The sequence below is a fragment of the Microtetraspora malaysiensis genome, assembly GCF_050947145.1.
Classification (GTDB): Bacteria; Actinomycetota; Actinomycetes; order Streptosporangiales; family Streptosporangiaceae; genus Microtetraspora_A; species Microtetraspora_A malaysiensis.
Genome location: NZ_CP191998.1, coordinates 4,484,070 through 4,504,623, shown reverse-complemented (window position 1 = coordinate 4,504,623; position 20,554 = coordinate 4,484,070). Strand labels below are relative to the sequence as shown.

The 20,554-nt window shown below is 70.6% G+C and carries 24 protein-coding genes and 1 pseudogene; 17 read left to right on the top strand and 8 right to left on the bottom strand.

Translation table 11 applies throughout. The annotated features are described in order from the left end of the window. Window positions 1–280 precede the first annotated feature (280 nt). The 5 genes from ACQP1V_RS21295 to ACQP1V_RS21275 all read left to right on the top strand — a co-directional run bounded on the left by ACQP1V_RS21295 (window position 281) and on the right by ACQP1V_RS21275 (window position 3,885). Window positions 281–691, top strand: coding sequence for a TOBE domain-containing protein (locus ACQP1V_RS21295; protein WP_433425603.1), 411 nt, complete (start codon window positions 281–283; stop codon window positions 689–691). 10 nt (window positions 692–701) lie between these two features. Then, window positions 702–1,496 (top strand): molybdate ABC transporter substrate-binding protein, encoded by a 795-nt coding sequence (modA, locus tag ACQP1V_RS21290; RefSeq protein ID WP_387409767.1) that lies wholly within the window; start codon window positions 702–704, stop codon window positions 1,494–1,496. A 100-nt stretch (window positions 1,497–1,596) separates the two neighbouring features. After that, window positions 1,597–2,358 carry a molybdate ABC transporter permease subunit gene (gene modB, locus ACQP1V_RS21285; protein WP_387409966.1) on the top strand — a complete coding sequence of 254 codons (762 nt, stop codon included), beginning with the start codon at window positions 1,597–1,599 and terminating at the stop codon, window positions 2,356–2,358. Further along, the gene (locus tag ACQP1V_RS21280; protein WP_433425601.1) at window positions 2,355–3,401 is read left to right on the top strand and encodes an ABC transporter ATP-binding protein; all 1,047 of its coding nucleotides are present in this window, start codon (window positions 2,355–2,357) and stop codon (window positions 3,399–3,401) included. Before modB ends, ACQP1V_RS21280 begins: the two co-directional genes overlap by 4 nt. Window positions 3,402–3,705: 304 nt before the next feature. Next, window positions 3,706–3,885: a hypothetical protein gene (locus ACQP1V_RS21275; RefSeq protein WP_433425599.1), complete on the top strand. Its 180-nt coding sequence runs from the start codon at window positions 3,706–3,708 to the stop codon at window positions 3,883–3,885. Between the two features lie 221 nt (window positions 3,886–4,106). Here the strand turns inward: ACQP1V_RS21275 and ACQP1V_RS21270 are convergent, their stop codons facing one another. Further along, entirely contained in the window at window positions 4,107–5,105 is a 999-nt protein-coding gene (locus ACQP1V_RS21270) for a radical SAM protein (RefSeq protein WP_433425597.1), read from the bottom strand. A 286-nt stretch (window positions 5,106–5,391) separates the two neighbouring features. Between ACQP1V_RS21270 and ACQP1V_RS21265 the strand changes: the two genes are divergently transcribed. Beyond that, on the top strand, window positions 5,392–6,861 hold the full coding sequence (locus ACQP1V_RS21265) for a PLP-dependent aminotransferase family protein (protein WP_433425595.1): 1,470 nt from the start codon (window positions 5,392–5,394) through the stop codon (window positions 6,859–6,861). A gap of 70 nt (window positions 6,862–6,931) precedes the next feature. Here ACQP1V_RS21265 and ACQP1V_RS21260 read toward each other — a convergent pair whose 3' ends face one another. Beyond that, a complete protein-coding gene (locus tag ACQP1V_RS21260; protein WP_433425593.1) occupies window positions 6,932–7,906 on the bottom strand; it encodes a helix-turn-helix domain-containing protein in 975 nt (324 codons plus the stop codon). 543 nt (window positions 7,907–8,449) lie between these two features. Here ACQP1V_RS21260 and ACQP1V_RS21255 point away from each other — a divergent pair. Next, window positions 8,450–9,274 (top strand): tyrosine-type recombinase/integrase, encoded by an 825-nt coding sequence (locus ACQP1V_RS21255; RefSeq protein WP_433425912.1) that lies wholly within the window; start codon window positions 8,450–8,452, stop codon window positions 9,272–9,274. A gap of 62 nt (window positions 9,275–9,336) precedes the next feature. Here the strand turns inward: ACQP1V_RS21255 and ACQP1V_RS21250 are convergent, their stop codons facing one another. Both ACQP1V_RS21250 and ACQP1V_RS21245 read right to left on the bottom strand, forming a co-directional pair. After that, window positions 9,337–10,482: an FAD-dependent monooxygenase gene (locus tag ACQP1V_RS21250; protein WP_433425591.1), complete on the bottom strand. Its 1,146-nt coding sequence runs from the start codon at window positions 10,480–10,482 to the stop codon at window positions 9,337–9,339. A gap of 11 nt (window positions 10,483–10,493) precedes the next feature. Continuing rightward, on the bottom strand, window positions 10,494–11,498 hold the full coding sequence (locus ACQP1V_RS21245) for a reductase (RefSeq protein ID WP_433425589.1): 1,005 nt from the start codon (window positions 11,496–11,498) through the stop codon (window positions 10,494–10,496). 158 nt (window positions 11,499–11,656) lie between these two features. Between ACQP1V_RS21245 and ACQP1V_RS21240 the strand changes: the two genes are divergently transcribed. Beyond that, complete coding sequence (locus ACQP1V_RS21240; RefSeq protein WP_433425587.1) at window positions 11,657–12,106, top strand: GbsR/MarR family transcriptional regulator; 450 nt, start codon at window positions 11,657–11,659, stop codon at window positions 12,104–12,106. 34 nt (window positions 12,107–12,140) lie between these two features. Then, window positions 12,141–12,344 (top strand): hypothetical protein, encoded by a 204-nt coding sequence (locus ACQP1V_RS21235; RefSeq protein WP_433425585.1) that lies wholly within the window; start codon window positions 12,141–12,143, stop codon window positions 12,342–12,344. Window positions 12,345–12,453: 109 nt separating this feature from the next. Here ACQP1V_RS21235 and ACQP1V_RS21230 read toward each other — a convergent pair whose 3' ends face one another. Next, the gene (locus ACQP1V_RS21230; protein ID WP_433425583.1) at window positions 12,454–13,032 is read right to left on the bottom strand and encodes a hypothetical protein; all 579 of its coding nucleotides are present in this window, start codon (window positions 13,030–13,032) and stop codon (window positions 12,454–12,456) included. 221 nt (window positions 13,033–13,253) lie between these two features. Between ACQP1V_RS21230 and ACQP1V_RS21225 the strand changes: the two genes are divergently transcribed. Continuing rightward, window positions 13,254–14,711 carry an IS1380 family transposase gene (locus ACQP1V_RS21225; protein WP_433425910.1) on the top strand — a complete coding sequence of 486 codons (1,458 nt, stop codon included), beginning with the start codon at window positions 13,254–13,256 and terminating at the stop codon, window positions 14,709–14,711. Between the two features lie 389 nt (window positions 14,712–15,100). Here the strand turns inward: ACQP1V_RS21225 and ACQP1V_RS21220 are convergent. Further along, a pseudogene (locus ACQP1V_RS21220) lies at window positions 15,101–15,238 on the bottom strand (VOC family protein); the annotation flags it as partial. A 158-nt stretch (window positions 15,239–15,396) separates the two neighbouring features. Here ACQP1V_RS21220 and ACQP1V_RS21215 point away from each other — a divergent pair. Further along, on the top strand, window positions 15,397–15,639 hold the full coding sequence (locus ACQP1V_RS21215) for an LLM class flavin-dependent oxidoreductase (RefSeq protein WP_433425581.1): 243 nt from the start codon (window positions 15,397–15,399) through the stop codon (window positions 15,637–15,639). Window positions 15,640–15,848: 209 nt separating this feature from the next. Further along, entirely contained in the window at window positions 15,849–16,541 is a 693-nt protein-coding gene (locus ACQP1V_RS21210; protein WP_433425579.1) for a carbon-nitrogen hydrolase family protein, read from the top strand. Window positions 16,542–16,612: 71 nt separating this feature from the next. Here the strand turns inward: ACQP1V_RS21210 and ACQP1V_RS21205 are convergent, their stop codons facing one another. Continuing rightward, complete coding sequence (locus tag ACQP1V_RS21205; protein ID WP_433425577.1) at window positions 16,613–17,029, bottom strand: hypothetical protein; 417 nt, start codon at window positions 17,027–17,029, stop codon at window positions 16,613–16,615. Here ACQP1V_RS21205 and ACQP1V_RS21200 point away from each other — a divergent pair. The 5 genes from ACQP1V_RS21200 to ACQP1V_RS21180 all read left to right on the top strand — a co-directional run bounded on the left by ACQP1V_RS21200 (window position 17,006) and on the right by ACQP1V_RS21180 (window position 20,376). After that, a complete protein-coding gene (locus tag ACQP1V_RS21200; protein ID WP_433425575.1) occupies window positions 17,006–17,560 on the top strand; it encodes a hypothetical protein in 555 nt (184 codons plus the stop codon). The two genes, ACQP1V_RS21205 and ACQP1V_RS21200, sit on opposite strands and share 24 nt — an antisense overlap. Before the next feature lie 13 nt (window positions 17,561–17,573). Then, window positions 17,574–17,843, top strand: coding sequence for a cupin domain-containing protein (locus tag ACQP1V_RS21195; protein ID WP_433425908.1), 270 nt, complete (start codon window positions 17,574–17,576; stop codon window positions 17,841–17,843). 313 nt (window positions 17,844–18,156) lie between these two features. Then, entirely contained in the window at window positions 18,157–18,768 is a 612-nt protein-coding gene (locus ACQP1V_RS21190; RefSeq protein WP_433425573.1) for a dihydrofolate reductase family protein, read from the top strand. Window positions 18,769–18,820: 52 nt separating this feature from the next. Next, window positions 18,821–19,144: a YciI family protein gene (locus ACQP1V_RS21185; RefSeq protein ID WP_433425571.1), complete on the top strand. Its 324-nt coding sequence runs from the start codon at window positions 18,821–18,823 to the stop codon at window positions 19,142–19,144. Beyond that, window positions 19,141–20,376, top strand: coding sequence for an RNA polymerase sigma factor (locus ACQP1V_RS21180; RefSeq protein ID WP_433425569.1), 1,236 nt, complete (start codon window positions 19,141–19,143; stop codon window positions 20,374–20,376). The genes ACQP1V_RS21185 and ACQP1V_RS21180 overlap by 4 nt, the downstream gene beginning before the upstream one ends. Window positions 20,377–20,414: 38 nt before the next feature. Here ACQP1V_RS21180 and ACQP1V_RS21175 read toward each other — a convergent pair whose 3' ends face one another. Next, window positions 20,415–20,552, bottom strand: coding sequence for a hypothetical protein (locus tag ACQP1V_RS21175; protein ID WP_433425567.1), 138 nt, complete (start codon window positions 20,550–20,552; stop codon window positions 20,415–20,417). Window positions 20,553–20,554: the final 2 nt, after the last annotated feature.

The following is a 20,554-nucleotide window of genomic DNA, read 5'->3' as shown; positions in this document are numbered from 1 at the left end:
CTCGTCAGCGAGGCAGCCGCAGATGATGATGGTGCGCATCACGCGGCCGAGTTCTTCGATGGCCTGGTAGGTGGGGGTGCTCGGGCCCGCCGCGGGCGAACCGGTGCAGCATCTGGTGAGACTCGGCGGTGCGCGGTCGCAGCGCGGTGGTGGGTGATCAGGTCCCGGTCGATGGTCGTGAGGGACTGCGCGGGTGCGATGGGAGCGCCAGCCGTGGTGTCGCTATTGCAAGGACAATATGGTGTTCATGCTGGAATGTGCGAAGGTATGGTGATTGTTCGTGACGACGTTCCGGATCAGTGAGGCCGCCGTTCTGCTCGGTGTCAGCGCGGACACCGTGCGCCGCTGGGTGGACTCCGGCCGGCTCGCCGCCCAGCGGGACGAGCACGGCCACCGCCAGGTGGACGGCCGGGATCTGGCCGCCTTCGCGCGCGGCCAGATCGAGGACGAGAACAGCTCGGGTCACTCCTCGGCCCGCAACCGCTTCCGCGGGATCGTGACCGAGGTGATCAAGGACGCGGTGATGGCCCAGGTGGAGATCGCGGCTGGGCCGTACCGGGTGGTGTCGCTGATGAGCCGCCAGGCCGCCGACGAACTCGGCCTCGAACCGGGCGTGGTCGCGGTCGCCGTGATCAAGTCCACCAACGTCGTCGTGGAGATCCCGGACAGCACACGCGTTGTGAGCCAGTAAGGAGCCCCCCTTGTCAAGGCGTCTCTTCCGATGGGCCGTCGCGGCCCCCCTCGCCCTCGTCCTCGCCGCCGGCCTGACCGGCTGCGGCTCCGGCACCGCGGACACCTCCGCGCCCGCCTCCTCCGGAGGCGCGGCCAAGACGCTGACCGTGTTCGCCGCCGCCTCGCTCACCGGCACGTTCACCGAGCTGGGCACGGCCTTCGAGGCGGCCCACCCCGGCACGACGGTGAAGTTCAACTTCGGCTCCAGCGCCACGCTGGCCCAGCAGATCACCCAGGACGCCCCCGCCGACGTGTTCGCCGCCGCCAGCCCGGCGACGATGAAGACCGTCACCGACGCCTCCCTGGCCGGCCAACCGACCACGTTCGTCCGCAACAGGCTGGAGATCGCCGTACCGGCCGGCAACCCGGCCAAGGTGAACGGACTGAAGGACCTGGCCGACCCGAAGACCAAGGTCGCGCTCTGCGCGGAGCAGGTCCCGTGCGGAGCGGCCGCCGTCAAGGCGCTGGACGCGGCCGGGCTCACGGTCACCCCCGTCACGCTGGAGCAGGACGTCAAGGCCACGCTGACCAAGGTCGAGCTGGGCGAGGTCGACGCCGCCCTCGTCTACAAGACCGACGTGATCGCGGCCGGGGACAAGGTCCAGGGCATCTCCTTCCCCGAGGCCGAGAAGGCGATCAACGACTACCCGATCGCGGCGCTGACCAAGGCGCCCGCCGGTGACCTGGCCAAGGAGTTCGTCGACCTGGTGCTGTCGCCGCAGGGCAGGGACGTGCTGACCAAGGCCGGGTTCGACGCCCCCTGAGAACGCCGTGACACTGTCCACCCGGTCCACCCCGCCGACCGCTCAGGGCGACACCCGTCGCCGTCCTGAGCGGTCCGGCGTGCCCGGTCGTGTGCCGTGGATGCTGCTGGTTCCCGCCGTCGTCGGCATGGCCTTCCTTGTGCTGCCGCTCGCCGGGCTGCTGGCACGCGCCCCCTGGGCCACGCTGGCCCGGCGGCTGGCCGAGCCGCAGGTGCTCGAAGCCCTGCGGCTGTCGCTGCTCACCGCCACCGCCGCGACGGCCGTGTGCCTGATCCTCGGCGTGCCGCTGGCCTGGCTCCTCGCCCGCGTCGAGTTCCCCGGCCGCCGCCTGGTCCGCGCGCTGGTCACCGTCCCTCTCGTGCTGCCGCCGGTGGTGGGCGGCGTCGCGTTGCTGCTGGTGCTCGGACGGCGCGGCCTGATCGGCCAGTGGCTCGACGACGCCTTCGGCGTCACGCTGCCCTTCACCACCGCGGGGGTCGTCGTCGCCGAGGCGTTCGTCGCGATGCCGTTCCTCGTCATCAGCGTCGAGGGCGCGCTGCGCGCGGCCGACCGGCGGTTCGAGGAGGCGGCCGCCACCCTCGGCGCCTCGCGCTGGACCGCGTTCCGCCGGGTCACCCTGCCCCTCATCGCCCCCGGTGTCGTGGCCGGAGGCGTCCTGTGCTGGGCCCGCGCGCTGGGCGAGTTCGGGGCCACCATCACCTTCGCCGGCAACTTCCCCGGCAGAACCCAGACCATGCCGCTCGCCGTCTATCTCGCCCTGGAGACCGAACCCGAGGCCGCCATCGTCCTCAGCCTCGTACTGCTCGCCGTCTCCGTGATCATCCTGGCCTGCCTGCGCGACAAGTGGGTGAACAGCCCATGACCCGGCCCACCGCACTCGACGCGCGCCTGGTCGTCGCCCGGCCCGGCTTCACCCTCGACCTCGAGCTCCAGGTCGCCGCCGGCGAGGTCGTCGCCCTGCTCGGCCCGAACGGCGCGGGCAAGACCACCGCGCTGCGCGCCCTCGCCGGGCTCACGCCGCTGGCCGAGGGGGGCCGCATCAGCCTCGACGGCCACCCGACGCACACACTTCCGGCCGAGCGACGGCCCGTCGGCATGGTCTTCCAGGACTACCTGCTCTTCCCGCACCTGTCCGCGCTGGACAACGTCGCCTTCGGGCCGCGCTGCCAGGGCGCGGGACGCGCCGAGGCCCGCCGCACCGCCGCCACGTGGCTGGAGCGCGTCGGCCTGGCCGAGCACGCCTCCGCCAAGCCCCGGCACCTTTCCGGCGGCCAGGCCCAGCGGGTCGCCCTGGCCAGGGCACTCGCCGTACGGCCCCGCCTGCTGCTGCTGGACGAGCCGCTGGCCGCGCTGGACGCGCACACGCGGCTGGAGATCCGCTCCCAGCTCCGCCGCCACCTGGCCGACTTCGACGGCGCGACCGTCCTGGTCACCCACGATCCGCTGGACGCCATGGTCCTGGCCGACCGGCTGGTCGTCATCGAGAACGGCTCCGTCGTCCAGCAGGGGGCGCCGGGCGAGGTGGGCCGCCGCCCGCGCACCGACTACGTCGCCCGCCTGGTCGGGCTCAACCTTTACCGAGGCCACGCCGACGGCCCGCGGGTCACGGTCGAGGGCGTCCAGTTCAGCGTCGCCGAACGCCTCGACGGCCCCGCCTTCGTCGCCTTCGCACCCTCCGCCGTCGCGCTCTACCTCTCCAGGCCCGACGGAAGCCCGCGCAACCTCTGGGAGGCCGTGATCGACGGCGTCGAACGCCACGGCGACAACATCCGCATCCACCTCGACGGGCCGATCAGCGCCTTCGCCGACGTCACCCCCGCCGCCGTCGCCGACCTGGATCTGGCCCCCGGCCGGCGTGTCTGGGCCTCCGTCAAGGCTACCGAGACCCACGCCTACCCGGCCTGACCCGGCCCTGATGGCCCAGGTAGCGGCGGGCATGGATGAGGCCGCCGCCCCGCGGAGCACCGCAGGGCGACGGCCCCGGTCTCAGGTTGTGGACCGCGCCCGGTTCGGCGCGTCACGGTCCGCGGTCATGCGCGGCTACCACCGCCAGTGGCGGAAGTGGTGCCGGCCGCCGTCCCAGTGACGGTGCCAGCCCCCGTCCCAGTGACGGTGCCCGCCCCAGTGGCGGTGACGCCAGCCGCCGTCCCAGTGGCGATGCCAGTGCCGGAACCCATGGCACCGGCCGTGCCAGCACGGCCCCCCATTCGTGGCCGACGTCGTGGTCACCGTGGTGGACGCGGGCACCGCGGACGTGGTGGCGACCGTCGCCGCGGGTGCCGCGCTCACCGGTTGCGCGGGCAGTGTCACGGGGACGACGAGAGCGGAAGCCGCCATCGCCCCTGCTGCCAGAGCGTGCCTCATCATGAGCGATCACCCCGTGTCGTGATGGTTTCGGCTGCCAGACCCGGCCTGGCTACGGAGCGTCGATTCGGTCGTACGGAAGCCGTACGGAAGTCACCGAAACGGCGTGCCCATCAATTCCACGCTAGGCACGCCGGACGGCCGGGCGCATCCAAGGGAGGCAAAGCCCCTGTCGAGAGTGGTTGCCCCAAATCCGGAGAACCGTGCTTGGCGCAGGACGCCCTTTCGGCCCGTGCTGCGGAGCGATCAGGCGAGTGTGAGCTGGCGGGCGGGGGAGCGGCGCCGCCGCCAGCGGCGGTCGCCCCGGCCGATGCCGTACGTCTCGGCGAGGCCGCGCACCTGGGCGGCGATCCGCGCCCGATAGCCGGCTTCCGCGGTGGAGCCCCTGCCGTACAGGGCCTGGTAGCGCGGCAGGAGGCCCGGGTGCTCGCGCTCCAGCCAGGACAGGTACCACTCGCGGGTGCCCGAGGACAGCCGCAGCACGATCGGCGTCACGCTCACCGCCCCGGCCTCCGCCGCCCGGCGCACCGTGGAGCGCAGGTGGTCGGGGGAGTCGGTGATCAAGGGGAGGATCGGCGACATCAGCACCCCGCACGGGATGCCCGCCTCGTTGAGCGCGGCGCACACCTCCAGGCGACGCTGCGGCGTCGCGGCGCCCGGCTCGACCGAGCGGCGCACCCGGTCGTCCACGAAACCGACGGGGACAGCCGCGCGCACCGGCGCGACCTTGGCCGCCTCCCGCAGCAGGTCGAGGTCGCGCAGCACGAGCGGGCTCTTGGTCATCACGGTGAACGGGTTCCCCGCGTCGGCGAGCGCGCGCAGGATCGGCGGCATCAGCCGGTAGACCTCCTCCACCGGCTGGTAGCAGTCGCCGGCCGCGCCGAGCACGACGGGCTCGGCCTCCCACCGCGGTGACGCCAGCTCGCGCCGGAGCCGGTCGGCCAGGCCGGTCTTCACCACGATCGTGGAGGCGAACCCGGCGCCCGCGTCCAGGCCGATCCCGCGGTGGTCGCCGCGGGCAGCGCAGTACGCGCACGCGCCCTCGCACCCCCGGTAGGGGCTCACGCTCCACCGGTACGGCAGCTCCGCCGCCTCCGGGACCCGCTCGACGGCCGTCCGCGCCGCCACCTCATGGCAGGTGACGCCGCCGTTGGCCCGGGTGACCGCCTGCCGCTCGGTCCGGGGGCGTTCGACCGGCGGGGACGCGTTCCCGGCGTCGAGGAGCGACTCCTGCACCGCTCGCATGAGGTTCAGTAGAACACGCATTCGACGGCTTTGCCAGGCGAATCGACGGTTCCGGCCCCTACGAGGCCATGGAGATGTTCCAGAGATCGGCGTAGCGGCCACCGCGGCGCAGCAGCCGTGCCGTGCGTCCCATCCCGGAATCGGCATCCCGGTGGCGGATGAGGATCGCCATCTCCGGTCGTCCGCACCGAAGATCACCAGCGGCGGGCTCGCCTGGAGCTCCCACGCCGCCTCGGCGCGAGAGTCAATTCCCGGCGACCTGGTTGGGCCAAATACGCTGCGGACCATGGACTTCCACGTGAGCCTCGCGGGCCGGGGTGACCTCTCCGCCCGGATCTACCGGCAGGTCGTGGACGCCATCCTCGACGGGCGCCTCCGGCCGGGCGAGCGGCTGCCGCCGTCCCGCGAGCTGGCCGGGCGGCTGGAGGTGTCGCGCAACACGGTGGCCCTGGCGTACGAGCGGATGGTCGCCGAGGGCTTCCTCGAAGGCCGGGCCGGGGCGGGGACCTTCGTCACCCAAAAGGCGCTGCCCGGCCGCCCGGCCGCGTACGGCGGGGCGGCACCGCGACGGCGGAAGGCGGGCGCGGTGGCGCCGCGCCGGCTGTGGCAGGAGCTCACGACCCCGGTCGGCGGGGACGGCGGCACCCCGCCCGGCTACGACTTCCGGGTGGGCACGCCCGACCCGCGGCTGTTCCCCCTCGCGACCTGGCGGCGGCTGGTGGCCGGCGAGCTGCGCCCCTCCGTCGTCCACGCCGCCGTCTACGGCGACCCGTCCGGGCACCCGGGACTGCGCGCCGCGATATCCCGCTATATCGGGATATCGCGTTCGGTGCGGGCCGAGCCCGACGACGTGCTGGTCACCCAGGGGGCCCAGCAGGCGCTCGACCTCGTCGGCCGGGTGCTGATCGAGCCGGGGGACCACGTGGCCGTCGAGGAACCCGGCTATCCCCCCGCCCGCCTGCTGTTCCGCTCCCTCGGCGCGCGCGTGACCGGGGTCCCGGTGGACGCGGAGGGCCTGGACGTCGCCGCCATCCCGGCCACCGCGCGCCTCGTCTACGTGACGCCGTCCCACCAGTTCCCGCTGGGCACGCCGATGTCGCCCGAACGCCGGGCCGCCCTGCTCGACTGGGCGGAACGACGCGGCGCCACCGTGATCGAGGACGACTACGACAGCGAGTTCCGGTTCGGGGGACGGCCGCTCGAACCGCTGCACAGCCTTGACCGCGCGGGCCGCGTCGTCTACGTCGGATCGTTCTCCAAGACCCTGCTGCCGACGCTGCGCGCCGGCTTCCTGGTCGCGCCCGCGTCGCTGCTGCCCGCGCTGCGGCGGGCCCGGCAGCTCGCCGACTGGCACGGCGACGTCGTCACCCAGTCGGCGCTGGCCCGGTTCATCGACGAGGGGATGCTCGGCCGGCAGATCCGCAAGGCCACCCGCGAGTACGCCGTCCGCCGCGACCTGATCCTCACGACGCTCCGGCGTGACTTCACCGACCTGCTCCAGGTGATGCCGTCCGCGGCCGGCCTGCACCTGTGCGCCCGGCTCGTCCCGTGCGCCGACGAGGATGTGGACCTCGGCGCGGTGATCGCCCGCGCCCGGGAGGCGGGCGTCGCCGTGGAGAACCTCGCCGCCTACTGCGGGGAGCGTCCGGCGCGCCACGGGCTCGTTCTCGGCTACGGCGGGATCCCGGCTGAGCGCGTCGAGGAGGGCCTGCGCCGGCTCCTGGCCTGCTTCCCACCCCGGCGGACCCGCCCGTAGCCGTCCGCCGGTCGCGACGCGGACATCCGGCCCACCGGAACGGGGTTGCCGTCGTACTCGCCGACACGCCTCAGCCGCGCGGCTGCGTGCCGCCGGCGTGGCCGCCGAAGGAGCGGCGGTAGGCGGCCGGCGTGGCGTGCACCATGGCGTGGAAGCGTCTGCGGAGGTTGGCCGCAGAGGACAGGCCGACCCTGGTGGCGATCGTCTCCACGGGGAGGTCCGTCTCCTCCAGGAGGGCGCGAGCCGCCATCACACGCTGCTGGAGCAACCATCGGCCGGGGCTGGTGCCGAGCTGGTCGGCGAATCTCCGGGCGAGGGTTCGCGGTGAGATGTTGGCCTGTGTGGCGAGGTCGCTGACGGTGAAGGGCTCGTGCAACCGCTCGGTGGCCCAGTCGAGGACGGGGGCCAGCGACTCCGTCGGGCGGTAGGCATGAGGGGGAGCGGCGTACTGCAGCTGTCCGCCCTCGCGATGTGGCGGCATGACCATGTGCCGGGCGATCTGCGCGGCGTAGGCCGCGCCGTGATCGGTTCGGGCCAGGTGCAGGCACAGGTCGATGCCGGCGGCAGTGCCCGCGCTGGTGGCGATGTCGCCCAGGTCGATGTAGAGGGCGTCGGGCTCGACCTGGATGTCGGGGAAGCGGGTGGCGAGTTCGGTGGTCATCCGCCAGTGGGTTGTCGCCCTGCGGTGGTCCAGCAGCCCCGCCTGGGCGAGGAGGAAGGCGCCGGAGCAGATCGCAACGAGGCGGGCGCCGCGCCGGTGGGCCTGCCGTACCGCGTCGATCACGGTGGGCGGGGCGGGTTGTTCGCGATGCTGCCAGCCGGGGATCACCACCGTGTCCGCGACCTCGATGGTCGGCAGTCCGTGGCTCACCGCCATGTCGTAGCCGGCCAGGGTCGGTACGGCGCCCGGGCGCTCCGCGCACACGTCGAACGCGTAGCGGGAGGGGAGACCGGACCGACCCATGCCGAAGACCTCGGCGGCGCACGCCAGCTCGAACGTGGACTGCGGTGGCAGGACCAGGGCGACCACGCGGTGAACACTCATGGCAGAAAAGTATCTGCTGGCGTCATTCCTGACGCTGGTGCGGAGTGAGACCTCCCGTGACGATTGGCTTCATGACGCAAGAGTTCAGTGATGTACTTGCAGAAACGAGCTGATGTTGCCGCAGGTGGGGTCCACCTCCGTCTCATCCGACCTGACACATTTCGGCGAACGCGCCTGTCCGTTCTCATTGCAGGTGGCATCCCGTCGGGACGCTGAAATACGAAGATGCCAACTTCGATGAGACAGGCCGTCGGTGATGTCTCATCGAAGTTGGCCCCACGGGTCAGGTTGGCCTGCCGTGTCTCACTGAATCTGGCCCGTGATCTTCAAATCGCTAGTCCAGCGAATGCGGGAGCATCTCCTCGTCGGGGCTGTCGGTGTAGAAACCCCACGGGGCGTCATCGCGATATTCACGCTGATCGAGAATCCAACCGACCAAAGGATCTCGTGTGCGATGGTAGAGGTCCGCGAACCAGACATGGCTGGGAGCGAGCGTGCGACGGACCTCAGCCAAGAATCTTAAGTTGATCATCGAGCGCGGACCTGTCTTCAGCTCCGCTGAAGACAGGTCCGCATCGTGAGCGTGAGCGGCCGCGGCTGTCATGGCGTGGAGACCATCGCCGTCGCCAACGAACCGCCAAGGCCTACGCCATCGCGCTGCGTGCCCTGCTCGCCGAGTTCGGCGAGCAGGCCCCGCTGGCCGAACTCGAGGGGGAGGCCGGAGCCGACCGGCTCGCGGCCTGGTTCACCAGCCGCTGGGGCGGCGCGGCCGCCGCGACCTTCAACGTCCGCCTGGATGCGCTCGGCTCCGCATGCGCGTGGTGGCGCGACCAGCACTGGCTGGCCGGCGACCCGCTGCGCCGCATCCGCCGCCGCGCCCGCACCCCCGACCGCACCCGTGCCCTATCCCGCGCCGACATCGAGACGCTGCTCACCCTGCCGCGCTTGGCCCTGCGCGAGCGCACCCTGTTCCGGCTGCTGTACGAGAGCGCCGCCCGCGCTCAGGAGGTCCTGGCCCTCGACGTCGACGACCTCGACCTGCGCAACCGCCGCGCCCGGGTCAGGCGCAAAGGCGGCGCCGTCGACGTCATCGTCTGGCGCACCGCCGCCGCCCCCGCCACCGGCCAGGCCCGGCTGTCCTACCGGCGCGCCGCGGCCACCACCGGCCTGCCCGGCGGGCCGTACACGCTGCACCAGCTCCGCCACGGCGCTCTGACCCACGCCGCCGAAGATGGGGCGAACACCTCCACCTTGCTCGCCTTCTCCGGCCACACCTCCGTCGCCTCCCTGGCCCGCTACGCCCGCGTCTCCCCTGAGGCGCTGGCGCGGTGGCAAGAAGGCCGTGACCCGGCGACTCGCCGCCCCTGAGCACAGCTCGCCGAGGCCAAACGGAACACCTGGCCGCGCGGGCGGCCAGGCGCCCCACATACTCAGCCCTTGATGAAGCGGCGCGTCATGTACCGGCGGACCGGCGGCAGGGAGGCCAGGCGCAGCGGGAGCAGGCTCAGCCACAGCACCAGGGGGTTGGCCGGGGCGTAGACGCCTTTGACGCGGCGGCCGAGCTTCTGCTTGCGTTCGGCTTCGGGGCGGATGGCGGCCTCCCATGCGGCCAGGGCGGCGGGGATGTCGCCGGGGTGTGCGGCCAGTTCGGTGCCGAGCCGGTCGGCGCCGCCGACGGCCAGTGAGGAGCCGTATCCGGCGAACAGGGTGACGCACCAGGCGGCGTCGCCGAGCAGCACCACGCGGCCTTTGCTCCAGGTCGGTGCGACGACCTGGCTGATGGTGTCGAAGTAGACCGAGTCGGCTCGTGCCAGTCCGGCGAGGGCTTCGGGGATGACCCAGCCGAGGTCGCCGTAGATGCGCTCCAGTTCGGTGCCCACGTCCTCGCCTGGGCGGGCGTGGTCGGTGCGGTAGCCGAAGAAGGCGACGTTGCGGCCGTCGGGGATGCTGATGATGGCGGCGGTACGGCCGTTGGAGGACAGGGTGCCGGTCGCGCCGGGTGCAATGCTGGCCGGTCGCCGGTCGAGCATGAAGACGGCGACCTTGTGCTCCATGTCGAGTAGGAAGTTCTCCTCCGGGCCGAACAGCAGGGCGCGGGTGGCCGAGTGCAGCCCGTCGGCGCCGACCAGCAGGTCGCCCTCCTCGACGGTGCCGTCGCTCAGGGTGACGCGGACGGCGTGGTCGTCCTGGTCGACATGGGTGAGGGTGGTGCCGAAGCGGAGCTCGGTCTGCTCGTGGACCTTCTCGTACAGGACGGCTTCGAGGTCGCCGCGCAGGATGGTGATCGAGCGCGGGCCTGTGGTGGCGGCGATGGTGGCGCGGTCGAGCGCGAATCGGCGCGATCCGTCGCTCTTGTGGTAGACGAGCTCGGTGGTGTCGAACGCCTTGGCCCGCAGGTCGTCCACGATGCCGAGGCGTTCGGCGGCGTCGTAGCCGATGCCGCCGAAGGTGACGGCGTAGCCGCCGCCGCGCCGCTGCGGGGCGCGTTCGACGATGAGGCTGTCCCAGCCGATCTGGTGCAGGCGCAGGGCGGTGGCCAGGCCGGCGATGCCGGCTCCGATGATGATGGCGCGCATGTCTTCGTCTTTCAGTGGGAGAGCTGGCCGAGCAGCCGCTGTTCGGCGGCGGCGTCCAGCCAGGTGTCGGGGGAAGGCGCGTCCGCGCGGGGTGCCGGGTCGCCTTCGGCTTGCAGCCAGGTCCAGGTGTCGGCGAGGGTCTCGCGCAGCGGGCGCGTGGTGAGGCCTTCGGCCGAGGCGGCGCTGACGTCGGCGTCGTGCATGCCGCTCGGGACGCTGCCGTCCGGTAGGCGCAGGCCGAATTCCATGCCGAGCGGCAGACCGTGGCGGATGAGCAGGTCCGGGTCGGCCCACACGAGCTCGGTGTCGAAGCCGGTGACCTCCAGTGCCGTGGTGAGCAGCTCGCCGAGGGTGATCGCGCCGGGTGGGCCGGTGACGGTGAAGGCGCCGCTGAGGCCGCGTTCGGCGGAGGAGATCATCCAGGCCGCCAGGTCTCGGACGTCGAGGTACTGCAGGGGCGTGTCGGCGGGCGCCGGGGCCAGGACTCGGCCGCCCTTCTCCAGGCGTCGCAGCCAGCACGGGATGCGGCCGACGTCCTCATACGGGCCGAGGATCATCCCGGCCCTGGCCAGCAACGCACGCTCGCCGAAGGATTCGGCGACAGCGAGCTCGCCGCCGCGCTTGGCCGCGGCGTAGTCGGCGTCGTCGGTGCTGGCGGGGTCGCCGTCGACCAGGGGCGCGTGCTCGTCGGCGCCGGGCGGCCAGGGCCAGCGGTGCACGCCGCGGCTGGAGACGTACCCGTAGTGTCCTGCGTGGTCGGCCAGCAGGCGGGCGCTGTCACGCACCACCCGCGGCGCCCAGGCCCAGGTGTCGATGACCGCGTCCCACTCGCCGCCGCCGAGCGTCTGCCGTACGGACTCGGGGTCGGTGCGGTCGGCGATCAGGGCGCGCACGCCGGGCGCGGGAGCGCGGCTGAGCCCGCGGTTAAGGGTGGTCACCTCGTCGCCGCGCTCCAGTGCGGTCTCGACGAGGGCGCGGCCGACGTGGTGGGTGCCGCCGAGTATGAGGAGTTTCACGATGCTCCTGGTGATCTGACCAGCGTTGGGGGTTGTCACATCGCCGACCAGACTTCCCGGCACACCATCGAATCCTCTCCGGGGAGAGGCCGATAGTCGCACTATACTGACATTTCGGAAATTTCTGAAGCTACAGCGCCTTGGATACGCTTGCGTACGTGAACGACAAGTGGAGCGCGGCCGAGCAACTGGCGCTGACCCTGATCGAGGGTGGGTTGCAGCGCATGTCCGCACGCACCCTGACGGTCTTCCTCTTCACCGACCAGGAGAGCGTCACCGCCGGGGAGATCGCCGAACGACTGGACGCCAGCGCGGGCTCTGTCTCCGGTGCGATCAAATCCCTGCTGGCGGTCGGACTGATCGAGCGCCTGCCCGCCCCGGGGAGCCGGCGCGAGCACTACCGGCTGCGCGACGATGCCTGGGCGACCCTGTTCACCGGCCAGAACACCGTGATCGAAGCCATGCTCCAGGCCGCCGCCGCGGGTATCGCGGCCACCGAGAGCGGAGCCCCCGCCCATCGGCGGCTGACCCAGATGCACGCCTTCTACGAGTTCTTGCTCGGCGAGATTCCCGGCCTGCTACACCGCTGGCACCAGCAGGCCGGCTGACTCAGGCCTCGTCAGCCATCTCCGTTTGGGAGTCATGACACGCCTACTGCCTGGCACCCAAACAGACAGCGGCGATGACCACCTCGATCGTCTGTTCTTGCCATCGCAGCAACAACACACGCTGGCAACACGAGAACTTCCGACGATCATCCTGCGGATAATTGAGCTTCTGTTTGGTATAGAAATACCGCTTCTGTCGATCGGCTGCCGGTCGGCAGCCCCGGCGCTGGTTTCCTGAAGCTCGCTGACCTGGTCCGTTGACCGGGTCAGCGGCAGAGACGCGACTACACAGCGCTACTTGGCGGCAGCTTCGGCAGTACAGGGCCTACGCGGAGCGCCCGTTCGGCTCAGGCGCGGGGGCGGGAGCGGAGGTAGCCGGGCAGGTGGCTGTCACAGCAGGCCCACTTGGTGCCGGACTTGTCGGTGACAGCGTACTTGGGCTCGTCGGTGCAGGGGTTCTTCTTGCTGCCTCCCCAGGTGCACCGCCGTCGGCTGTCATCGCCGGGGAAGAGATCGGGATTGTGATCGTCGATCTCGACTGCGGCGGGGCGCCGGCCGGTCAGATTCCCGACGGCGAGGATCTCCTTGGCGCCGAAGGCGCGGCTGACGCCGGAGGGGGTGAGGCCGGCAGCCTGGCCGAGGGTTTCCAATGTGTGCGGGCGCGGGGTGACGTAGACCCGGCCGTAGGCCAGGAGCAGCCGAATCTGCTCATCGGCGGCCTTCTTGATCGCGACGAGGTCCTCAAGAGCGGCGAGGAGCGGATCGTAGTCCGGGCCGTGATCTGCCGCTGCGGCTTCCAGTCTCCGGATGAAGTCCGAGCGGGGCCTCCACGCGTCGTGCACCGCGGCGTCGCGCTCGCGCGGAGGGGTCTGGTCGTCCTCGGGGAAGTACGGCAGCGGCCAGCGGATGGCGAGGATGTTGTCCACCAGTTCCTGTAAACTTATGCATTGAAGAATGCACAAGATTTTGAATGAATACAAGCGATTTGCCAAAGGCGAGTTTCTGACGTGCCGGAGGAAGCGGATTGCCGGGGTTGGACAGGGCCCGCCGAACCGACCTCGGCTATTCAGTCGGCATTTCGCACTGAAGATCAATAATGAAAGAAGGTGCCTCCGGCCTGCGATGATCGGATTGCCTAGATCACGAGATCGCAGAGAACGGACGCACCTTCCGGGTGAACAGTACGGCATGGGACCGCCGCTTGTCCGTACGCGTGGACGGCAAGGGCTTGATAGGGCACGCCGGAGCCGTGCTCTTACGTAAATGCGCTGATCAGACAGGGTTGACCGGGGCACTGGGCGCCGTGTTCGCCCGACTGGGCACCGTGCCGGTATGGGACCGGGGCGTAGTGCTCATCCAACTGGCGGTCGCGATCACGCTCGGGGCCACCAGCATGCGCCAGATCGTGTTGCTGGCCCACCAAGAGGCGCTGTTCGGGGCCCCACCCTCGGACTCCACCGTGCGGCGGAGCCTGGAACCGGTCGGTGAAGGCGAGCGGCTGAGGATCTGGATCGCGCGGGCCAGGGCGCGGGTGCGCCGGCACGTGTGGACGCTGATCGCGCAGCGCGAGGCCGGATTCCCCTGGCTGCAGGTGGCCGGAAAAGTGCTCACCGGGTGGGTCGTCATCGACATCGACGCGACCCTCATCACCGCGCATTCGCCCAAGGAAGGCGCGGCGGCCACGTTCAAGAAGACCTGGGGTTTTCATCCGCTGGGTGCGTGGTGTGCCAACACCCAGGAATCGCTGGCGATGCTGCTGCGCAAAGGGTCGGCGGGCTCGAACACGGTGGCCGATCACCTGGAGGTGCTGGCTGCGGCGATCGAGCAGATCCCCGCCCGGTGGCGGGCCAAGCTGCTGATCCGCATCGACGGTGCGGGCGCCACCCATGACCTGCTGGAACGGCTGGAGAAGCTGAACACCACGCGGCGGACGGTGCGCTTCACCGTCGGATGGACGATCACCGAGGTGGATGAGGCGGCGATCGCCGCCCTGCCCACGATGGCGTGGGAGGCGGCGCTACGCCAGGACGGCACCGTGCATCCTCAGGCCGGCGTCGCCGAACTGACCGGCGTCAACGCCCGCGCCGGGATGTGGAAGGTGCGTCTGCTGGTGCGCCGGGTCAAACCCTCGGGCCGGCATGCGGCGAAGCTCACGGCGTTGGAGAAGCAGACCGGGGGGAAGTACTCGATCATCGCGACCAACATGGGCCCGCGGGGGATGCGGGGCGTGCCCGGTAGCCATCAGGCGCAGTTCATCGACGTGCTGCACCGCTCGCATGCGAGCGTGGAGGACCGGGTGCGGACCAGCAAGGCCATGGGCTTGCGTAATCTGCCGTCCAAGACCTGGAACGTGAATGTCGGGTGGGTGCTGGCGGCCAACATCGCCGCCGATCTGGACGCCTGGACTCGCCTGCTGGGCCTGTACGACGACGCCGAGCTGGCTCGGGCCGAACCGCAGACGATGCGGTACTGCCTGTGGCACCTGCCCGCCCGGCTCGTCTCCCACGCCCGCCGCCGCATCGTGAAGATCAGTGCTACCTGGCCGTGGAGACAGGCGTTCCTGACGTGCTGGGCGCGCCTGTGCGCGCTTCCGGCACCCACATGACCAGCTTGAACGTGTCTCGTCGATCTCAGAAAGGAGCAGTTGCGGTCCTGTCGCGGCCCGTGGAACCGCCGTCCACCCGAGCGTCTCGGGCAGGCCGCCGTACCAGTCGCCCGCAACGAACGTGACGATCAGGCGGAAACCTCCGTCAGCCGAAGCTGATCAGGGAGGATGACCACCCCGTGAGTCATCGAGGCCGATCCGCCCTCCACGCCGTACCAGCGTCAGCCGGCACGGGGGGCTGTCCTGTCTCGTTGGCCTTGAGGCATTGTGGCCCTCCTGACCTGGGTGCCTCATGATCAAAGAGGTAGTCCTTTGAACTGGCCGTCTCGTTGATCACGAGGCATCTCGTTGGATTCGATGGTGTCAGCGGACGGCTCTGGGATGTCGTACTAGCCGAGCTGCTCGGCCAACCCGACGAAGATCCCCTCGGGGCCGCGGACGTAGCAGAGCAAGTAGCTGTCCTCGTACCGGACCACACCACCGACGAGTTCGGCACCGTGAGGGCGCAGGCGGGCAAGGGTGTCCTCGCCTCCTGCACGGCGCGGTTGGCCTCGGCGACAGCAGCGTCGGCCTGCTCGCGTGTCTGCCGGATCTGCTCTACCGCTTCCTCTTGGGCGGCGCTCACCCGCTCGTCGGCGCCGCGTTGCGCGATCGCGGCACCCCCAGAACTGTCGGTGCCGGGTGCTTGGGTGGGGGGCATGCGTTACGGCATCGACGTCGCGCCGCGGCGGCGCAGGCGACCTCGCACATCAGGCTGGGCACGGCGGTGACGGCCGTGGCCCGGCACCGCCCGGAAAGGCTGGCCCAGACGGTGGCGACGCTGGACAGGCTGAGCGGCGGCCGCGCGATCCTAGGCGCCGGGCTGGGCGGCGTGAAGCAGGAGTTCACCGCCTTCGGCTCAACGCGTCCCGGCGGGGTCGGGGGTTGATACTGGTGGGCTCGCGTATTCAACTGTCGTGTATTGGTCCACCGGCAGCCTCGAACAGTGACTTTGGGTGACGGGGCTGGGGAGCGTTGAGTCTGGGCAAGCGGTGATGTGCTGGTGGAACGACGGCAGGCTTCTGCGGCAGGTGCGCAACGGCTCGCTGTGTGGCTGCTCTGTAGGCTGATCGTGCGATTCGATGAGGGGAGTTCGGGGTGGAGCAGGCGTTGAGCATCGCGGCGGCGCAGCCGAGGTGCACGGCTTACGACGTGACGGCCAACGCGGTGGCTCACGCGGAGGCCGTTCGGGCGGCGGACGCGCGGGTGGTGGTCTTCCCCGAGATGTCGCTGACGGGATACGAGCTGGACGCGGTGCCGGTCGTTCCGGACGATGAACGGCTGGCTCCGATCGTCGCCGCCTGTGCCGAGACCGGGACGCTTGCCCTGGTCGGCGCGCCTGTGCCGGGTCCGTGCATCGGCATCCTGGCTGTGGAGGGAGACGGCGCGCGCGTGGCTTATGGGAAGGTGTACCTCCACGGCAGCGAGGCCGCTCACTTTGTGTCTGGGGAGCCCGCCGTGATCGAAGTGGACGGGTGGCGGCTAGGGCTTGCCGTCTGCCGCGACACGGGTATCCCCGAGCATGCCGCGAAGACGGCCGCGCTGGGCATCGACGGGTACGTGGCTGGGGTTGTCCACGCCGATCACGAGGCTAAGGTCCACGGCGAGCGAGCCCGCCGGGTCGCCGCCGACCACGGCGTATGGGTCGCCACGGCGGCCTTCGCAGGTCCGACCGGTGGCGGCTTCGATCGCACGTCCGGCCGTTCGGGCATCTGGTCCGCCGACGGGGAACTGGTCGCGGAGGCGAGCGCCGCCCCCGATGAGATTGCGCGGGCGGTTTTCATCAAGTGAGTCCGAGCCGGAGCGCGGGAGCCGCGACTGACAGGTGACAGAGGGCTCTCGTGCTCAACTGTCGTGTGTTGTCAGTGCTGTTGACGTGGCAGTGACTTTCCGTGCTCTCCGGGGGCGTATCGGCTCCATGCCCCGCCGGTCTCGTTGAGTAGCCGGGTGGTGGTCTTGTCGTGGTAGCCGAGCGCGTCGGCAACGACGGGGGCGGGCACGTCCAGGACTTGCTGGCGGATCGCTGCGGTCCGGGCGGCGGTCGTGGGGATGCCGAGGTCGTTGAGCAGGCCGGAGAGGCTGTTGGGGTTCAGCGGCTGGCTGGCGCGACGGCCGGGAAAGAGCCATCGGGAGTCGCGGTTGGTCGCGGTGTTCATGTTGTCGCGGTTATCGATCCAGCTCAGGAGGAGTTCGACGAACGGCGCGGGCACCGGCGAGGCAGGTTCGCCCAGACGCAGCAGGACCTGGTCGTTGTCATGAAGGACGTCGTCGATGGTCAAGCGGACGACTCGGCTGCAGGGCTGCGCATAGAGCAGGACGATGACCGCGGCGACGCGACTCCGCAGCGGCAGGCTGTCATCGGTGAGGAGTCGGCCAAGGAGGCTCAGGCGCTCGTTCTGGGCGAGCGGGGCTGCCCGCCGGGCCTGCGGGGGTGGCAGCCGGAAGCGTCGGGTGAGTTTGGTGCTCTGGCACCACAGCAGGAAGGGCCGGACGGTGTCCCGGTTGTGCTCGTTGTGCTCGACATGCCAGCGGTCGATGTCGGTCTGGCGGCATGTGGTGAGGGTCAGGTCTTGATCGCTGAGCCAGATCAGGAAGGCCGTCGCGTGCTTGACCTGGCCCGTGGCGTACTTCTGGCTACCGGGTGTGAGGGGTCGGCGGTCGGCGCCGGCCCGGAGTTTCGGCAGGACGCTCCAGGTCGCGAACCGGCGGACGATCTGGGCGTGTTCAGGCTCGGCGATGATGGCAAGGTGACCGACGAGCCAGCTCTCGAAGAGGCAGACCTGCTTGTCGACACAGGTCCTGCACGTTGACGAGGTCGAACCGGTGGAGGTCGTTCCCGGGATCGTTCGGCGGCGCTTGCCGGCCACCGAGTGGGCTCGCGGGTGGATGTACGACTTCGCTCCGGGGACGGAGTGGCCCGAGGTGGATGTCCACGAGGGCGAGGAACGCTATTACGTGGTGTCGGGGGAGTTCATCGACCGAGGGCGGCGCCTCGGGCCGGGCAGTTATGTGGTGTTCGCACCTGGCAGCACGCACCGCCCGCGTACGGAGACCGGCGCCCGCATGATCGGCATCAGCATCCTCACCCGCTAGCACGCCCGCATCCAGCGCTTCGGCGGCTACGCCACCGACGAGGGTGCCCTCGCGCCCGAGCCGTTCGACGCCCGCCACCACTGGCCAGGATCTTCGCGTTCGACCTGGTCCACGAGCTTGTCCGCGCTGGGCGCGCTTGAGGAGGCGGAGCGCAGTCGCCGCGACACTGTCGTGCTGTCGGATCGATAACAACCGGCGTCCCGGAAATTTCTTCAAAGAAGTCCGGGAGGGGGTGTCGGATCGGGGTGGTGGTGTTCGTAGCAGGGGTGAGGCCGCCCACAAGCGGCGGCGCCAAGGCAAAGGAACCGCGATCATGAAGCTGACGACCATGACCCAGGTCACCCTCGATGGAGTGATGCAGGGAAACGGCGCCGCGTCGGATGACCGCAGGAACGGATTCGAGCGCGGCGGATGGGCCCGGGGGGCGGGTGACGACGAGACCAGGACGTTCATCACGCAGACCTACCAGCGCGCAGAGGCGTTCCTGTTCGGCCGGCGCACCTACGAGCTGTTCGCCGGCTCCTGGGGATCAATCGACCAGATGCGCACACATCCCATCGGCGTGGCCTTGAACGAGGCCCCCAAGTACGTTGCCTCGACCACGCTCACCGCGCCGCGTTGGGAGGACACGACCGTTCTCTGCGGTGACCTCGCGGCGGCCATCAGTGAGCTGAAGGCCAAGCCCGGGGGTGAGCTGCAGGTGCACGGCAGTGGCGCCCTGGTCCGGTGGCTGCTGGAGAACGATCTGGTCGACGAGCTGACTCTGATTGTCGTTCCCGTGGTTCTCGGCCAGGGCGCGCGATTGTTCCCGGAGACCGGTCCGGATCTTGCGCTCGACCTGGTCGAGTCGCGGGTCGACTCGAAGGGCGTGACGATCCAGGTCTACCGGCCGGCCGGGCGCCCTCAGTATGCGCCAACGGCTTGAAGTCCTGACCACCGAACCACGCTGTCTTGACACCACAGGAGATGATCTTCAGATGCAGTACCTGGTTTCCGTGATCGATGACAAGAGCAATCCCGGCAGCACGGACAGGCAGCCTGCCATCAGCGCGTTCAACGAACGACTGATCGCCGAGGGCTACTGGGTTTTCGCGGGCGGACTCGCCTCACCCGACACGGCCACCGTCATCGACAACCGGGGCGAGCAGGCGATGTTCAGCGACGGGCCTTTCCTGGAGTCGAAGGAATACCTCGCCGGCGTCTGGGTGTGGGAGGCCCCCGATCTGGATGTGGCGCTCAAGCTCGCCACCGAGGCGTCGAAGGTCTGCGATCGGAAGGTCGAGGTGCGGCCGTTCCAGTGAGCGACGTCGAGGAGGCGGTCACCCGGGCCCACCACGAGGAGTGGGCCCGGGTGGTCGCCGCCCTGACCAGGCGTTTCGGTGACCTCGACATCGCCGAGGAGGCGGCCGCCGAGGCGTTCGCGACCGCCGTGCAGCGGTGGCCGGCCGACGGCGTACCCCCCAACCCCGGCGCCTGGCTGACCACCACCGCCAACCGCAAGGCCATCGACCGGATCCGGCGCGAGAACAAGCGCGACGACAAGCACAAGGAGGCTCAGATGGTGTACGACGACGACCCGCCCGAGCCTCCCGGCGCCATCGACGACGACCGGCTCCGGCTGATCTTCACCTGCTGTCACCCGGCGCTGGCGATGCAGACCCGCGTGGCGCTGACGCTGCGCATGGTCGGCGGTCTGACCGTGCCCGAGATCGCCCGCGCCTTCCTGGCGGCCGAGAGTGCCACGGGGCAGCGGATCACCCGCGCGAAGGCCAAGATCAAGGCGGCTCGCATCCCCTATCGCGTGCCGTCCGCCGAGGATCTCCCGGCACGCGTCACCGGCGTGCTCGCCGTCCTGTACCTCGTCTTCAACGAGGGCTACCTGGCGACCGGCCCCGACACCGATCCCGTACGTCACGACCTGACCGCCGAGGCGATCCGGCTCACCCGCCTGATCCGTGCCCTCATGCCGGACGACGGTGAGGTGGCCGGGCTGCTGGCGCTGATGCTGCTCACCGAGGCCCGCCGCACCGCCCGGATCTCGGCGAACGGCGAACTGGTCGCGCTCAACGAGCAGGACCGTGGGGCCTGGGACGCGGCGCTGATCGCCGAGGGTCACCGGCTGGTGCGCGAGCGCCTCGCCGCTGCCGCCGCCGGGGTGGCTCCGGGCCGCTACCAGATCCTCGCGGCGATCAACGCCGTGCACACCTGCGCCCGCGACGTACGCGACACCGACTGGTCGCAGGTCCTCGCCCTCTACGACCAGCTCGTCCGCCTCGACCCCTCGCCGATCATCGCCCTCAACCGGGCCATCGCCGTGGCCGAGCTCGACGGGCCGGAGGTGGCACTGGCCATCGTTGACCGACTCGCCGAGGCATTGGCCGGCTATCACGCCTACCACGCCACCCGCGCTGACCTGCTGCGCCGGCTGGGCCAAAGCCAGCAGTCACGCGCGGCCTACGACCAGGCCATCGAGCTGGCCGGCAACACCGGCGAGACCGCCTACCTCACCCACCGCCGCGACCAACTGCAGTAGCGCCCGCGCTTGAAGAGCGCGCTTGATACCGTACGCGATCAGTCATCGTCGGCCTCGTTACGGTCGGCGGCGTGCTGCGCCCGGTCGTCGACGCCGACCTGTGCGGTCGCTGAGTCCGGGTCGCGTAGGGCGACCGGCTCCGCTACGGCCTCCTCCTCCGCCTTGCGATGCACCACCC

What these genes read in the sequence shown, in the direction of transcription:
- modB (WP_387409966.1), top strand. Translation starts at nt 1,597, where the DNA reads ATGCTGCTGGTTCCCGCCGTCGTCGGCATGGCCTTCCTTGTGCTGCCG.
- ACQP1V_RS21280 (WP_433425601.1), top strand. Translation starts at nt 2,355, where the DNA reads ATGACCCGGCCCACCGCACTCGACGCGCGCCTGGTCGTCGCCCGGCCC.
- ACQP1V_RS21270 (WP_433425597.1), bottom strand. Translation starts at nt 5,105, where the DNA reads ATGCGAGCGGTGCAGGAGTCGCTCCTCGACGCCGGGAACGCGTCCCCG.
- ACQP1V_RS21265 (WP_433425595.1), top strand. Translation starts at nt 5,392, where the DNA reads ATGGACTTCCACGTGAGCCTCGCGGGCCGGGGTGACCTCTCCGCCCGG.
- ACQP1V_RS21260 (WP_433425593.1), bottom strand. Translation starts at nt 7,906, where the DNA reads ATGAGTGTTCACCGCGTGGTCGCCCTGGTCCTGCCACCGCAGTCCACG.
- ACQP1V_RS21250 (WP_433425591.1), bottom strand. Translation starts at nt 10,482, where the DNA reads ATGCGCGCCATCATCATCGGAGCCGGCATCGCCGGCCTGGCCACCGCC.
- ACQP1V_RS21235 (WP_433425585.1), top strand. Translation starts at nt 12,141, where the DNA reads ATGACACGCCTACTGCCTGGCACCCAAACAGACAGCGGCGATGACCAC.
- ACQP1V_RS21200 (WP_433425575.1), top strand. Translation starts at nt 17,006, where the DNA reads ATGAAGGACGTCGTCGATGGTCAAGCGGACGACTCGGCTGCAGGGCTG.
- ACQP1V_RS21190 (WP_433425573.1), top strand. Translation starts at nt 18,157, where the DNA reads ATGAAGCTGACGACCATGACCCAGGTCACCCTCGATGGAGTGATGCAG.
- ACQP1V_RS21185 (WP_433425571.1), top strand. Translation starts at nt 18,821, where the DNA reads ATGCAGTACCTGGTTTCCGTGATCGATGACAAGAGCAATCCCGGCAGC.